Source organism: Sphingomonas colocasiae, from assembly GCF_019880585.1.
GTDB classification, from domain to species: Bacteria; Pseudomonadota; Alphaproteobacteria; order Sphingomonadales; family Sphingomonadaceae; genus Sphingobium_A; species Sphingobium_A colocasiae.
Genome location: NZ_JAINVV010000003.1, coordinates 257,338 through 271,841 on the forward strand (window position 1 = coordinate 257,338; position 14,504 = coordinate 271,841).

Sequence of the window (14,504 nt, forward strand, 5' to 3'; positions counted from 1 at the left end):
CATGCCGTCATCGCGGCACAAAGGACAAGGGCCGACGACAGATCAGGCGCAGCTTCGGGGATCTGGGGGCGCCATATCGCGAAGGGCGCATCGACAAACGCCATTGGTCGAAAATATGTGGGTACCGATCAACGGCGATGTCATAGCCGGCCCACGGATTTTCAATCCGTGGCGAGTAGAGATACCCGCAGATGGCCGGCGCGCAGACATCCCAGACTTTGCTGCGTCGGCCATCATCACCCAATCCGGGCCCTTGTCAATATACTGGACCATCGGATGTGGCCGGTTCGGTTGCGCTCACCGATGCCCGGTCGCGGCGACACGGTCGCCTGCGAACATCGCGACGAATTCGTTCGACGGAATGGCGCGCGCATAGTGATAGCCTTGCCCGGCATCGCACGACCATTCGCGCAACAACGCTTCCTGATCGGCGGTCTCGATCCCTTCCGCGATCACGTTCAGCCCCAGGCTGTGGCCGATCGTCACAACCCCCTTCACGATCGCCGCGCTGTGCGGGTCTGTGCCCAGATCCTGCACGAAACTGCGATCGACCTTGAGGCTCGTCAGCGGAAAATCCTTCAGGGTGCTGAGCGATGCGAAGCCGGTCCCGAAATCGTCGAACGCGATGCCGACACCGCGCGCATGGATTTCCCGCAGGGGTTCCAGCATCCGGGAATCATGGCGAAGCGCAATGGTTTCCGTGATTTCCAGCTCCAGATCCTCGGGCGCCAGTTCATGGCGCGTCAGGGCATCGTTGATCACGTCGACCAGCGGACCGGCACGAAGCTGCGCCGCGAACAGGTTGACGCTGATGCGGCGCGCGGGAATCCCCATCCGGCGCCATGAGGCAAGGCAGCGACATGCCTCGTCGATCACCCACGACCCGACCTCGACGGCGAGAGCATGGGTTTCGAGTACCGACAGGAAGGATTGCGGATAGAGCAGCCCGCGCGTCGGATGCCGCCAGCGCAGCAATGCCTCCGCACCGATCAGTCGGCGATCGGCCAGACCGATCTGCGGCTGGAAGTGGAGTTCGAACTGGCGCCCCTTGAAGGCGTCGCGCAACTCGTCCTGGAAAGCGCGGGTCGCGGAAAGCTGCCGTTCCATGCCGGTATCGAACAGCCGATAGCGGCGCCCGCCATCATGCTTCGCCCGAAATAGGGCAAGATCGGCGCGCACCACCAGTTCCTCGGCGTCGCGGGCATGGAGTGGCGCCATCGCGATCCCGACGCTGCCGGACACGTGAAGCTGATGCCCACAGACGGAAAAGGGACGGCTGATCAGATCGATCAGCACCTGCGCCCGCAAGCCGACACCGCAGGGATCCTGCGTCTCCGACAACAAGATGGCAAACTCGTCGCCACCCAGCCTTGCCAGGGCTTCGTCGGATGCGATCGACGCCGACAGGCGGAGCGCGAGCGCCTGCAGCAGCGTATCGCCGACCGCATGGCCCAGCCCGTCATTGACGCCCTTGAAATCGTCCAGGTCGACGACGAGCACCGTCGCCACGCCGGTCTTCTCGAGTTGCCCTTCGATCCGCAGCCTGAAGCTGTTCCGATTGAGCAGGCCCGTCAGATCGTCATGCGTCGCAAGATGGTGGAGCCGTTCCTCACGCGCGCGCCGTTCCGATATGTCCTGCAACTGTGCGCCGATGCCGAGACCCAGCGGCCCCACCCAGATCGACAGCGACATTTCGGCAGGAAATTCGGTACCGTCGCGACGGACGGCGATCACTTCGATCGGCCGGCCCGTCATCTGCGACGGCGCGCCTGCCGCCACCCGCGCCATGCCCTCACGATGCGCGGTGCGGAAACGTTCCGGCACGATGAGTTCGATCAACTGCCCTTCGACTTCGGTGCTGTCATAACCGAACATCTTCTCCGCGCCGTGATTCCAGAAGGTGATGCGGCCGGCCGCGTCGGTCGTGATCAGCGCCTGATAAGCGACATGCGCGAAAGGTATAAGGATATCGGCGACGCGATCGCGGTTGCGGCAATCGATGCGCTGCGGGCGGGTGCCGATTGTTTCGGCTTTGGCGTCGAGCTGGGTCAATGGCACCTCTTTGAAATGAGATTGCCGAATCAACGTTACGCAACTCTAAATAACGACCATTTTGGAACGCGACTGTGCCGCCCGATGCGATCGGAATCATCTGAGAGTCTGTTTGGAAATGTGCGGAAGAGCACATTTCCAGAGCCGCACCGCCCTCCACAGGCATCGGCGCATTTTGCAAACAGACTCTCCCATCGCCCCGCTCGGGAGCCGTTCAGCTTCCATATCGTTATGTGCCCATAATCGAGGCGATGAATGACGACACGGCGCGAAGCGATTGCGGGGTTGGTGGGAATGGCGGCGCTGGCGCGGCTGGCGCCCTTGCACGCGGCCGCCGGACGCGGAGAGGCTTTTTCGTGGGAACTGCTCCAGCGCCGCGCGCTCGCACTGCATCGCCAGGCGTGGCGCCCGCCCGCCGATGCCGGCGCGCTGCTCGACAAGATGGGCTATGACGCCGCGAATGACGTCGAATACCGGCCGGACCGCACCTTGTGGGGCGATGGCGGCGTCCGCTTCTTCCCGTTGACGAGAACCGCGCGCCATCCCGTTTCCATTGCGGTGGTCGAGAACGGCATCGCCCGTCCCTTCGCCTATGATCCGGCGCTGTATCGCCATCCGGCCGATCATCCGATGGCGGCGATCGGCAAAGGCGGCGGTTTTTCGGGCTTCCGCGTCATGAACCCCGGCGGGCGCGGCGACTGGCTGGCGTTCCAGGGAGCATCCTATTTCCGCGCGGCCGGACCGCTTGCGCAATATGGCCTGTCCGCCCGCGGAGTGGCGGTGAATACGGGCGCCAATGCACCGGAAGAATTCCCGGTCTTCACGCATGTCTGGCTGGAACGCGGCAGGGACGGCGCCGTCACCGTCTATGCGCTGCTCGACGGGCCCAGCATGACGGGCGCTTTCCGGATCGTCAGCGAACGGCGCGCCGAGGAAACCGTTCAGTCGGTGAGTTCGGTGCTTCATATGCGCCGATCGGTCGAGCGCCTGGGCATCGCGCCGCTCACCAGCATGTACTGGTATGGCGAGGGCGATCGTGGACCGGCCCGCGACTGGCGGCCGGAAATCCATGACTCCGATGGTCTCGCGATCCGCACGGGCACGGGCGAACGGATCTGGCGGCCGCTCGCCAACCCGCCGCGTCCGCGCACGAGCAGCTTCATCGATGCCCGCCCCAAGGGCTTCGGCCTGATGCAGCGCGACCGCGATTTCGGCCATTATCAGGATGACGGCGTCTTCTACGAAAAGCGCCCGAGCCTGTGGATCGAGCCCGAAGGCGACTGGGGCAAGGGCGCGGTGACGCTCTACGAGTTTCCGACCAGCACAGAATATGCGGACAATGTCGTTGCATTCTGGACGCCAGAACGAGCGCCCCGCGCCGGCGATCGGCTGGTTCATGACTATCGGATGCGCTGGATCGGCGGCGAACCGGAGCCTTTGGCGGTCGCCCGCGCAGTCGCCTGCCGTATCGGCGAGGGCAATATTCCCGGCAAGCAACCCTCGCCCGATATCGTCAAGTTCGTCGTCGATTTCGCGGGCGACCGGTTCGCCGGCCTGACCCATAAATCCCCGGTCGCGCCGCGCGCGAGCGTGAACGGCGGCCGCGTGGTCAACCAGGGTTGCTATCCGGTCGACGGCCAGGCCAATCTTTGGCGGCTCATCCTGGATATCCAACGGGACGGCGAGCAGCCGCTGGACGTGCGCGCGATATTGGATATGCAAAATCAGTCACTTACAGAGACTTGGCTCTATCTGCTCGGCTGAAACGTTCAAAAAACGGGGCGGCCTTCCGGAACGCTCCACCGGCCCGGCAGTTCTGAGCCGACATCGCCCCTTTCCAGCGGAAAGGGACGAACTGCCGTAAAAACAGCCAAACAGGTCGCACATTGCCGGACGGTTCCCCACACCCACGCTTGCCGGCGGATATGCTGGCGCCCATCCGGCCGGCAGGCGTTGCCGACGGCCTTCCCGCCGAAGCCCCGATCGAAATGCCCGTCCAGTCCTTCCGGGAGGCCCCCCGCCCCGGCCGCCGGGTGGTGACCACGCCCGACGACATGATCGAGCGCCGGATCCTGGTGGTCGTCGCCACCCTCGCGCTCGGCATGTTCGCGGCAACCGAGATGATGCGCCCGCTCGCCGGGCTCAGGCTGCCGGGCCTGCTCGACGGCGCACTGTTCCTGCTCACGCTCAGCCTGTTCTGCTGGATCGCGCTGGGTTTCGTGAACGCCGTGATCGGCTTCTGCGTGCTGCTGGCGGGGCGTGCCCAACCGCATTTCTCGGCATGGCCGACCGCCATCCCACGTCGGCGGACCGCCGTGCTCGTCCCCATCTATCACGAGGATATGGGGCCGATCGCGGCGCGCGTGCACACCATGGCCAAGACGCTGGCGGAAGCCGGCGTCGCGCGCCAGTTCGACATCTTCCTGCTGAGCGATTCCGGCGCGGACGCGGCCGAGGCCGAACATGCAGCCTATCTCGCGCTACGCGATGCCTGCCCTCTGCCCGTCTATTACCGCCGCCGATCGCAGAATCTAGCACGCAAGCCCGGCAATATCGCCGAATGGGTCCGCCGCTTCGGCGGTGCATATGATTATATGGTCGTGCTCGATGCCGACAGCCTGATGCGCGGCGAAGTGATGGCGCGGCTGGCGGGCGTGATGGACCGCAGCCCCGGCATCGCGCTGATCCAGACCGTGCCGAGCGTCGTCGGCGGCCGCACGATCTTCGCACGCTGGCAGCAGTTCGCCGCGGCCGCCTATGGCCCGATTTCGACGGCCGGACTGGTCTGGTGGTCGGGCGCGGAGGCCACATTCTGGGGGCACAACGCAATCATCCGCGTCAAGGCATTCGCCGAAAGCTGCGGCCTGCCCGAACTGGCGGGGCGCGAACCGTTCGGTGGACACATCATGAGCCACGACATGGTCGAGGCGGGCCTGCTGCGCCGGCGCGGCTGGGCGGTCCATATGGTGTCGATCGAGGGCAGTCATGAGGAATTTCCGCCGACATTGAACGACCATGCGGTGCGGGATCGTCGCTGGTGCCAGGGCAATCTCCAGCATATCCGCCTGCTCGCCGCCGCCGGTTTCCACTGGATCAACCGGCTGCAGTTGCTGATGGGCGCTTCCGCCTATCTCGCATCGCCGCTCTGGCTGATGCTGGCGCTGGTGGCGCTGCTCCAGGGCGCGGGCCTGGTCGATGCATCATCCTTCGCGCCGTCGCTCTGGCCGATCATGCTGACGCTTTCGCTGCTGTTCGGCCCCAAGCTGCTGTCGCTCGCATGGATCGCCATCGACCGCGAACAGCGCGACAAGCTGGGCGGCACGCGCAGCGTGCTGCGCAGCATGATGCTCGAAGTGCCGCTTGCGATGCTGGTCGCGCCGGTCACCATGATCAGCCAGACGATCGCGGTGTTCGACATATTGCGCGGCAGGCCGAGCGGCTGGCGGCCGCAACGGCGCGACGCGCACGGCATTCCGCTCCGCCAGGCCCTCAATGATTATCGCTATCATGTCGGTATCGGCCTGGCCTTCCTGGCGATGATCCTGATTGCCGGCGGCTCCACGCCCTGGCTGCTGCCGATCGTCTTCAGCCTGTTGCTCGCGCCCGTGACCGCATCGCTGACCGCGCGCGCGGATTGGGGGGATCGGCTTGCGCGGCGCGGCGTGCTGGCGGTCGATGAGGATGCGCCCGCCCTGCCTGTTTCCAACGACCTGGCGGAGATCGGCGCACTGCGAACCGCGACCGATGGCGACCGCATCACCCTATCCGTACCGCCCCCCATGCGATAGGCTGCCCCCCGAACGGGCAATCGGGGGCAGATGGCATGGGATCGACGGGAACCGGCGGCATTTCGCGGCGGGACATGCTGCACGGCGCCACGCTGGCCCCGTTCGCCCTGTCGGCGGCGCCCGCCCTGTCGACCGCGCCCAGCTTGTCTTCGCCGATGGTTCAGGCCGCGAAGCCCGGTTTCACCCCTGCCGCGTTGCGCGCGCAATTGCTGCTCGCCCCCGATATCCGTTATTTCAATGCCGCCAATATCGGCCCGAGCTTTCGCAAGGTCGCGGATGTGCAGGCGCGCGGAAACGCCGCCTTTCAGGACAATCCGTCGCGCGAATTCCGCGAACGTTATCCGCTGATCGCGGACCGGCTGCGCGCCCGGCTGGCGGCGCGGATTGGCGCCAGGGCCGAGGAGATCGCGCTTGTCCGCAACGCAAGCGAGGCGAACAGCGTCGCGGTGCTGGGGCTGGACCTGAAGCGCGGCGACCGTGTCGTACTGACCGCGCACAACCATCAATCGACACTCGATACCTGGCGGCTGCGCGCACGGCGCGAGGGGCTGGAACTCGTTGTATTGCCCGTGCCTGTCGAAGCGACCTCTCCGCAGCAGATCGTCGATGCGTTCGCCGCGGCGATCACACCGGGAACGCGCGCCGTGTTCCTGTCGCATATCACCAACGTCACCGGCCTCGCCTATCCGATCGCTGACATCGCGGCGCTGGCCCGAAAGGCCGGCGCATGGCTTCATGTCGATGGCGCGCAGACGTTTGGCTGGCTCAGGCTCGACATGACGGCGCTCGGCGTCGATTCCTATTCGGCAAGCACGCATAAATGGCTGCTCGGCCCGCTCGAAGGCGGCGTGCTCTATGTGAAACGCGATCGGCAGGCCGAACTCAATCCGTTGATGCTGAGCCATGGCTATTGGCTGACCGACCCGAAGAATCTGGAAACCGCGCAAAAATACGAGATCCTCGGCCAGCGCGACGATCCCAAGCTGGAGGCCATCGAAACCGCGCTCGATATGATGGACGGGATCGGCGAAACCATGATCGAAGGCGGCGTGCGCCATGTCGCCAGGACGATGCGGACGGCCTTGTCGCGCGTGCCCGGCGCCAGGATCGTCGGCGCGGCGCATCCCGACCTGTCCGGCCCCGTGATCACCGTCGCCTTTCCGGGCAAGGATGTCACAGCCATGCGCGCCCGACTGTGGAGCAGCGCGAAGATCGCCACCGCGCAGAACGAAGCCGATGGCCAGCCGCTCATCCGCTTCTCGCCGCATCTCTACAACAGCGAAGACGAGATCGCGCTTGTCGCCGACCTGCTCACCCGTGGCTGAAGATCAGTCCTGACCTGCGAGAAGCGCGCGCGCCTGATCGTGGAATTCGCGCGCCAGTCTTGAAGGCTGCGACAGCGCCGAGGTGACGAAGGCATATTCATGCATGATCGGTGGCGTGAACGGCCGCGCGACGAGCGGATCACGCAGATAGCTGCGCGCCAGCCGTTCGTTGACGATCGCGATGCCGACGCCGCGTGCCGCCAGCGCGCAGGCGGAGCCATGGGTGTGGGTTTCGATTCCGACGCGCGGACGCAGCCGATATGCGGCAAAGGCCGCGTCCACCTGCACGCGCCATTGCCGGCCCGAACCGAGCAGGATCAGCGGCTGATCCGCCAGCAATTCGGGCGTCAGCGTGGCGTGGCGCGCCAGCGGATGATCGGCGGCGAGCACGCAGACCGAGCCATTGGCCATCAGCGGTTCGCAGCGCAGATCGCTGTCGTCGACGGGCAGCTTCATGAAGCCGCAATCGACGACGCGCGTGGCGATCATCGCCTTGGCGGTTTCGGTCGTCCGCGAATCCAGGCTGAAACGCACGCCGGGAAAACGTTCGAGAAAGGCGGCGACGATCTCCGGTAGCAACCCTTCAGCGAAGCTGGGCGGCGCCACGACGCGCAATTCACCGACCGCCGATGTCGCGATATCGCTGACCAGGCTGTCGACACGGCGCAGCCCCGCCAATGCCAGTTCGACCTCTTCGGCGAGCGCCAGCCCGTCCTTGGTGGCGATCAGCCGGCCGCGATCGCGATAGAAAAGCTCGAAGCCGACATTCGCCTCGAGCTGCGCGATGATCCGGCTGACCGCCGGCTGGGTCATGCCGAGATTGCGGCCCGCGACGGTGGCGGACCCCGTGCGGATCACCTCCGCAAAGGTGCCGAGCGCGCGCACGCCCAATGAAGCGGCCGATCGCCGTGCCGCCGTCATGACATCGGCTCAGGGAATGACGGGCAGCACGACATGAGAGGGGTGATCCCGATCGACATGGACGCTGTTGCGCGCCACTTGCGGCGGCGCGCCCGGCACGCGCCAGTCGCTGTTCGGATTGACGTCGAAATGCGGGAAATTGCTGCTCGACACCTCGATCCGGATACGATGGCCGGCCAGGAAGAGATTGCTCGTCGGGAAGGTCGGGATGCTGAGCATATAGACACTGCCGGGCTCCATCGGCTCGGGCGTTTCGAAGCCATTGCGGAATCGCGCACGCAGGATGCCATGCGCCAGGTTCATCGCATAGCCCTGCGGATAATCCGCGCTCGGTGGATGAACATCGACCAGCTTGATCGTGAAATCGGTATCGACCGCCGAGGACGCGACATGAAGATGCGCGACGACGCTGCCGGTCAGTTCGACATCGGCATCGAGCGGCGACGTTTCGAACACCAGCACATCCGCCCGATCGGCCAGCGCCCGGCCCGGTTTCGTCGCACCGTAGAGATCGGCGGTCTCGCGCTGGTCATAAGCGCCGGCGAACATCAATGGCGCACCCGATGCGATCGCGCCGCCGATCGTAGGCACGGGATCGGCCGGATCGAAATCATAGGCGAGCGGAGACGAGCCGGTTTCCGGCGCGTCCGGCCGCAACATGCCGTCCCCATGGAGATGGAGCATCGTCGGCACGGTGCGCGCGATCGGCCATGCCTGTTCGTCGCGCCAGCGCCCGCCATGGTCGAGCCGGCCATCGCCGTTGCGCCGCCCGCTGCCGCCGCCCATCACGAAGATCCGCACCGGCGCGGGCAACGGCTCCGCAATGTCACGGCCGCGCAGATGGCGGTCGAACCAGTCGCGGCGAAGCGTGAAATAATCGGCGCCGACATGGCCGTCGAGCGTCGCTTCCGGCCCGAAATCGACGTCGCCGGCATGGGTCACCGATCGCTGGCCATGCGTCCAGGGGCCGAGCACGAGTTTCACCGGGCCGCGCTTGATCGGCGCCAGCCCCGTGAAATTGTCGATCGCGGTCTGCGAATAAGGATCGTACCAGCTCGCCATATGGACCATCGGCACATCGGCGTAGCGGCTGTAATAGCCGCGCGCATAGATACCGATCTGCTTCCAGAAATCGCTCAGCCGGTCATTGTCCCATTGTTCGAGGATGAACGCCTCATATTCCGGCGCGGCAACAAGCGGGGAATAGCCGCGGCGCCAGCGCCGGCGCGTCCAGGCACCGATATCCTCGGCTTCCAGCGCGGCGCGGCGCGTGGGATCGGCCGCGCTCTCCGGCGCGAGCAGGGCGTGTTTCCGCGCCCAGGTGAGCTGCTTCAGTTCGAACGCCCCGCCCTGGCGCGCACCGCCGTGATAGGCGCTCGAAAAGCCGCCGGAATCGAGGAACATCGCGGCCAGCCCCGGCGGATCGAGACAGGCGAGCGCGCTCTGGACATGCGCGCCATAGGACAGGCCCATCGTGCCGACGCGCCCGTCGCACCAAGGCTGTTGAAGCAGCCAGGCGAGCGTATCCGCGCCATCCTCCGCCTCGTTCAGATATTTGGTGAAGACGCCTTCGGAACCATAGCGCCCCCTGCAATCCTGCAGGACGAAGACATAGCCTGCATCGGCGAACCAGCACGCGATCTCCGGCTTGCTGCGCAGCCTGGGGTCGTCGCGGGTGAAATCGCCATGGTTCGATCCGCGCTTGTCATAAGGTGTCCGCTCCAGCAGCACGGGGAGACGATCCCCCTCCTGCCAGTCGGGCGGCAGATAGATGTCGGTGGCCAGCCGCACGCCGTCGCGCATCGGCACCATCGCATCGGCGATCGATGCGGGCATATCGTTCATTGCGCCGCCGCCACGACATAGCGCGCCGGCGCCCCCGGCCCCACGGGCAGATCGAGCGTCACCCAGCCCGCGACGAGCACCAGTCCGGTAATCCCGATCGCGATCGAGAAGGGCAGCATCATCGCGATCAGCGATCCGACGCCGAAGCCCTTCACCCAGCGCTGGCACATCACCAGCACCAGCACGAAATTGGACGCGACCGGCGTCACGATGTTGAAGATCGAATCCCCCATCCGGTACGCCGCCGTCGTCATTTCGGGGGAGACGCCGAGCAGCATCAGCATCGGCACCGCGATCGGCGCCATCACGCTCCATTTGGCGCTTGCCGAACCGATCAGCAGATCGAAGACCGACGACATCAGCAGCAGCACGATCAGCAGCAGCGGCACCGGCAAGGCCAGCCCGCGCAGCAGTTCGGCGCCCTTGATCGCCATGACGGGGCCGAGCCCGGACCAGGCGAAGAGCGCGACGAAATGCGCGGCGAAAAAGACGATGACGATATAGGGAGCAAGATCGCGCATCCCCTGCCCCATCATCGCGACGACATCGCGGTGCGACGCGATCGTGCCCGCCGCCGCGCCATAGGCCCAACCGCAAGCGAGGAAGAGCAGGAAGAAGGCCGCGATCAGCGCGCCGTAAAAGGGCGTGAGCCGCGCGGCGCCCTGCGCGCCATCGTCGATCAAGGGATGAAAGCCGGGCGTCAGCGTGAGCGCGGCGAACAGCGCCACCACCACCAGCGCCGCCAGGCCGGCCCGGCGCAATCCCCGGCGCTGCGACACATGCAGTTCGCCCACCGGGGCCGCGAGCCCGGCATCGGGGCCATCGGCCTGCCAGCGCGCCAGCCTAGGCTCGACGAGCCGGTCGCACACCAACCAGACGATCGGCAGCACGATCAGGCCGAGCGCAGCAGTAAACCACCAGTTGCCGAGCGGATTGAGGACATGGCCGGGAACCAGCAGATGCGCCGCCGCCTGCGTGATGCCGAGGATCAGCACATCGAACTGGCCGGGCAGGACATTGCCGGCAAAGGCGCCCGAAATGCCGGCATAGGCCGCCGCGATCCCGGCGAGCGGATGGCGGCCCGCCTCCGCATAGACGATCGCGGCCAGCGGGATCAGCACGACATAGGGCGCGTCCCCGGCATGGTGCGACATCAGTCCGATGAAATAGGTGCAAGGGGTCAGCCAGCGCACCGGCAGGTTGCGGACCGCGCGCCCGATCAGCACGGTAAAGAGCCCGGCCCGTTCCGCAACCGCAGCGCCGAGCATCACCACCAGCACGAAACCGAGCGGCGGGAAGGCGGCGAGCGTCTTGGGCATCTCGACGAGCAGCTTGCGCAGATTGTCCGCCGAGAACAGGCTTTCCACCGCGATCCGCTCGCCCGTCGCCGGATTGATCGCGGACCAGCCCGCCGCCGCCGCGATCGCGGAAACCGCCATCACCACCACGATCAGCGCGACGAAGATGAAGGCGGGATCGGGCAATGCGTTGCCCAGCCGCTCCACGCGATCGAGCCAGCTCCGCCGCCCGACCGCCGGTTGATCGTCCATGCGCCTGTCTCCGCCCGCCCCGGTCGATCCTACATCTTCACCGAGAAACGGGCGTAGAGGAACCGGCCGCGCGCGTCATAGGTGTAGATATCGTAGTTGATCGGCGCATTGGCATAGGATGCGGGCGGCGCGCGATCGAACAGATTGTTGACGCCGATGCCGAAACGGGCACGCCCGTCCTCCACGTCGAAGCCCATTTCCGCGTCGATATAGGTGACCGCACTGGTGCGCGCGTTCTTGACCGTGTTCACGATATCGGTGGTCTTGCCGATATAGCGGGCGCGCAGCACCGCATCGACCGCCTCGCCCGCCCAGCTCAGCGATGCCTGCCCCTTCCAGCGCGGATAGGTGGAGCGCGGCTGATCGCCCTTGCCGGCGCGATCGTCGATGATCGTGGCCCCCGTCGCCGGATCGGGCGAGACGGTGCGGAAGGATCCGAGATAGGATGCGTCGAGCACCGCGCCGAACTTGCCGATATCGGTGCGGAAATCGTAGCGCAGCGTGGCGTCCACGCCATCGGTGCTGATCGAATTGAGGTTCTGCGCGCCCTGGAGCAGTTCCAGGATCGCGCCGGTGCTCGCGTCGCGCTTCACCAGATCGCAGAACACGCCGGACCGGAGCGCGCAAAGCTGCAGGATCTGCGTCGCGGACTGGGCGGCGATCGCGTCCTTGATCTTGATCTTGTAGTAATCGACGGTCAGCGACAGGCCGGAAAGCGGCGTGATGGCCACGCCAACGCTGATGCTGTCCGATGTTTCGGGCTTCAGCGCGGTGTTGCCGCTGATGACGCCGGGGATCAGCCCGTTCAGATTATAGTTGATCTGGTTATAGCCCGCCGGCACGCCCGCGCAGCCGGGCTTGCCCGCATTGGCGGCTGCACCGCCGTTGCAGGGATCGGTGCCGTGGAAGCTGGTCTGGCGGGCGCCCTGATAGAGTTCGAGGATGGAGGGCGCCCGGAAGCCCTGGGCATAGGTGCCCCGGATCAGCAGCCCGTCGAACGGACGATAACCCGCCCCCGCCTTGAAGGTCGCCTTGCCGCCGACCGTCGAATAATCCGAATAGCGCGCGGCGAGGCTCAGATCGAGCGCCTTGCCGAGCGCGGAATCCTTGAGCAGCGGGATCGACAATTCGCCATAGACTTCATGCAGGTCGTAGCTGCCCGAGGTCGCCGTACGCGTCTGCGCCGTCGTCTTGGTGTAGAGCGATCCGTTCAGATAGGTCGGCGCGGCGTTGGCGATCGGATCGGGATTGTCGACGCCCTTGTTGCGTCGATATTCGTAGCCGACCGCGAGCGCGACATCGCCCGCCGGCAGCGCGAACAGGCTGCCCGTGGCGTTGACGGACGCGTTCCACAGTTCGGTATAATTGGACTCGCGCGTGGTGAAGCGGATGAACGCCGCCTGCTGCTCGGTCATCGGGCCGAACAGGTTGACGGGCACGCAGCCGGCCACCGCCGCGCAGGCGGCGGGACTGCCGAGCCCCAGGAACAGATTGTCGTAGTTGATGCCGTTGAGCGCGATCGAGTTGATCTTGTTCTTGGCATAGCTGCCGAACATGTCCCAGCTCCAGCGATTGCCGAACAGCTCGAACCCGCCGTCGAGCCCGGCGGCGATACGCACCGTCTCCACATCCTGGCGATTGTCGCGATTGCCGACATCGCTCATCACCTTGCGGATACGGAAGGCTGAATTGGCGGCGAAGGCGAGCGCGTTCGCCACGGGCACGCCATTCGCCGTGCCGAACGGATTATAGGCGTGGCCGTTGGGAATGGAGAAGCCCCGCACCGTGCCCGCCGTGCCGCCGATATCGAGCAGCACCGGCGAGAAGAGCTGGTTCGACTTGCGCCGGTTGTACAGCCCCTCGACATGGAAATTGATGTCGTCGGTCACTTCGTAGCCGAAGCGGCCGTAGATGCCGTAACGCTCCGACGGGCCGGTGGAATAGATGCCCTGCGCCTGGGTGTTGTAGAAATCGCCGGGCAGCGACGCGACATGATAGCTGTTGTCCGCCAGACTGCCCGCGCCATAACCCGCGCCGCCGTTGAAGGCGATCGGACTGGCGCTGCTGCCGAAACCGGCGGCGGTGCCGAAATAGGCGTTATTGGCAAGGCCGGGCAGGATGTAGAGGCCGTTGGGGCTCGTCCCCGGCGTCGTCACCGGCACCAGCGACAGCGTCGTCAGGTCGCGCGCGCTGGTCAGGATCGGCTGCGACTTGAAATAGCTGCCCGACAGGATGAACGAGGCGCGGCCCACGCGCTTCCCGACATTGAGGATCGCGGTATATTCCTCGCCATCACCCTTGTCGGTGGTCGCTGCGCGGATCGAGCCGCGAATGCCGTCGAAAGGCTGGATCGTCTTGATGTTGACGACGCCCGCGATGGCATCGGCGCCATAGATCGCCGACGCGCCGTCCTTCAGCACTTCGACGCCGTCGATCATGCCCATCGGGATGGTGTTGAGATCGACGAAATCGCGAAATCCGCGCTGGCCCACCGCATCGACCCAGCGATGGCCGTCGACGAGCACGAGCACGCGATTGCCGCTGCCTTCGCCGCCGCCCAGATAGCGGAGATTGATCGACGCCGCGCCATAGGAGGTGCCCTGCGTGCCGTTGGAATTGAGGCTGACACCCGCCGAAGGCAGGCGCTGGAGCAGTTCGCCCGGCGACGCCGTGCCCGATTTTGAGATATCGTCGGCGGTCAGGGTCAGCAGCGGGCCGACGGTTTCGGCGTCGCGGCGCTGGATGCGCGATCCGGTGACGACGATATCGACGGGCTCCTCGGCCGCCTCTTCCGCCGGTGCCGGATCGGCCGCCTGCGCAAAGGCCGGCGTCGCGATCGCCAGTGCGATCAGGCTGCTGCCGATCAGTGCGCCGCCCATCCGTGCCGCACGCGACCGCGCCCAAAGCCAATCCGTCATTTTTCCCTCCATCCCCGATTCGGCTTATTGGCTTAACGATCCGGCGCCACGGCGAAATCTGATGACGGCTTTTCATCCACCCATATCAGATCGGGCATGACCTTG

8 protein-coding genes are annotated in these 14,504 nt (G+C 65.8%); 3 read left to right on the forward strand and 5 right to left on the reverse strand.

Annotation, left to right across the window (positions count from 1 at the left end; all coding sequences use genetic code 11):
• Window positions 1-297: 297 nt before the first annotated feature.
• Window positions 298-2,052: a putative bifunctional diguanylate cyclase/phosphodiesterase gene (locus K7G82_RS04880; protein ID WP_222988718.1), complete on the reverse strand. Its 1,755-nt coding sequence runs from the start codon at window positions 2,050-2,052 to the stop codon at window positions 298-300.
• A 255-nt stretch (window positions 2,053-2,307) separates the two neighbouring features.
• On the opposite strand from K7G82_RS04880, the gene K7G82_RS04885 reads away from it, so the two are divergent.
• From K7G82_RS04885 to K7G82_RS04895, 3 genes are all read left to right on the forward strand, one after another.
• Entirely contained in the window at window positions 2,308-3,816 is a 1,509-nt protein-coding gene (locus tag K7G82_RS04885; protein WP_246623275.1) for an OpgD/OpgG family glucan biosynthesis protein, read from the forward strand.
• A gap of 161 nt (window positions 3,817-3,977) precedes the next feature.
• Window positions 3,978-5,840: a glucans biosynthesis glucosyltransferase MdoH gene (gene mdoH / locus K7G82_RS04890; protein ID WP_222988719.1), complete on the forward strand. Its 1,863-nt coding sequence runs from the start codon at window positions 3,978-3,980 to the stop codon at window positions 5,838-5,840.
• Between the two features lie 35 nt (window positions 5,841-5,875).
• Window positions 5,876-7,165, forward strand: coding sequence for an aminotransferase class V-fold PLP-dependent enzyme (locus K7G82_RS04895; RefSeq protein WP_246623276.1), 1,290 nt, complete (start codon window positions 5,876-5,878; stop codon window positions 7,163-7,165).
• Between the two features lie 3 nt (window positions 7,166-7,168).
• On the opposite strand, the gene K7G82_RS04900 is transcribed toward K7G82_RS04895, so the two are convergent.
• Genes K7G82_RS04900 through K7G82_RS04915 form a run of 4 tightly spaced genes read right to left on the reverse strand, consistent with a single transcriptional unit; the run spans window position 7,169 to window position 14,399 of the window.
• Window positions 7,169-8,086: a LysR family transcriptional regulator gene (locus K7G82_RS04900; RefSeq protein ID WP_222988720.1), complete on the reverse strand. Its 918-nt coding sequence runs from the start codon at window positions 8,084-8,086 to the stop codon at window positions 7,169-7,171.
• A gap of 9 nt (window positions 8,087-8,095) precedes the next feature.
• Complete coding sequence (locus K7G82_RS04905) at window positions 8,096-9,931, reverse strand: CocE/NonD family hydrolase (protein ID WP_222988721.1); 1,836 nt, start codon at window positions 9,929-9,931, stop codon at window positions 8,096-8,098.
• The gene (locus K7G82_RS04910) at window positions 9,928-11,481 is read right to left on the reverse strand and encodes an AbgT family transporter (protein WP_222988722.1); all 1,554 of its coding nucleotides are present in this window, start codon (window positions 11,479-11,481) and stop codon (window positions 9,928-9,930) included. The genes K7G82_RS04905 and K7G82_RS04910 overlap by 4 nt, the downstream gene beginning before the upstream one ends.
• 29 nt (window positions 11,482-11,510) lie before the next feature.
• Window positions 11,511-14,399 (reverse strand): TonB-dependent receptor, encoded by a 2,889-nt coding sequence (locus tag K7G82_RS04915; protein WP_222988723.1) that lies wholly within the window; start codon window positions 14,397-14,399, stop codon window positions 11,511-11,513.
• Between the last annotated feature and the right edge of the window lie 105 nt (window positions 14,400-14,504).

What these genes read in the sequence shown, in the direction of transcription:
- K7G82_RS04885 (WP_246623275.1), top strand. Translation starts at nt 2,308, where the DNA reads ATGACGACACGGCGCGAAGCGATTGCGGGGTTGGTGGGAATGGCGGCG.
- mdoH (WP_222988719.1), top strand. Translation starts at nt 3,978, where the DNA reads ATGCTGGCGCCCATCCGGCCGGCAGGCGTTGCCGACGGCCTTCCCGCC.
- K7G82_RS04895 (WP_246623276.1), top strand. Translation starts at nt 5,876, where the DNA reads ATGGGATCGACGGGAACCGGCGGCATTTCGCGGCGGGACATGCTGCAC.
- K7G82_RS04900 (WP_222988720.1), bottom strand. Translation starts at nt 8,086, where the DNA reads ATGACGGCGGCACGGCGATCGGCCGCTTCATTGGGCGTGCGCGCGCTC.
- K7G82_RS04905 (WP_222988721.1), bottom strand. Translation starts at nt 9,931, where the DNA reads ATGAACGATATGCCCGCATCGATCGCCGATGCGATGGTGCCGATGCGC.
- K7G82_RS04910 (WP_222988722.1), bottom strand. Translation starts at nt 11,481, where the DNA reads ATGGACGATCAACCGGCGGTCGGGCGGCGGAGCTGGCTCGATCGCGTG.
- K7G82_RS04915 (WP_222988723.1), bottom strand. Translation starts at nt 14,399, where the DNA reads ATGACGGATTGGCTTTGGGCGCGGTCGCGTGCGGCACGGATGGGCGGC.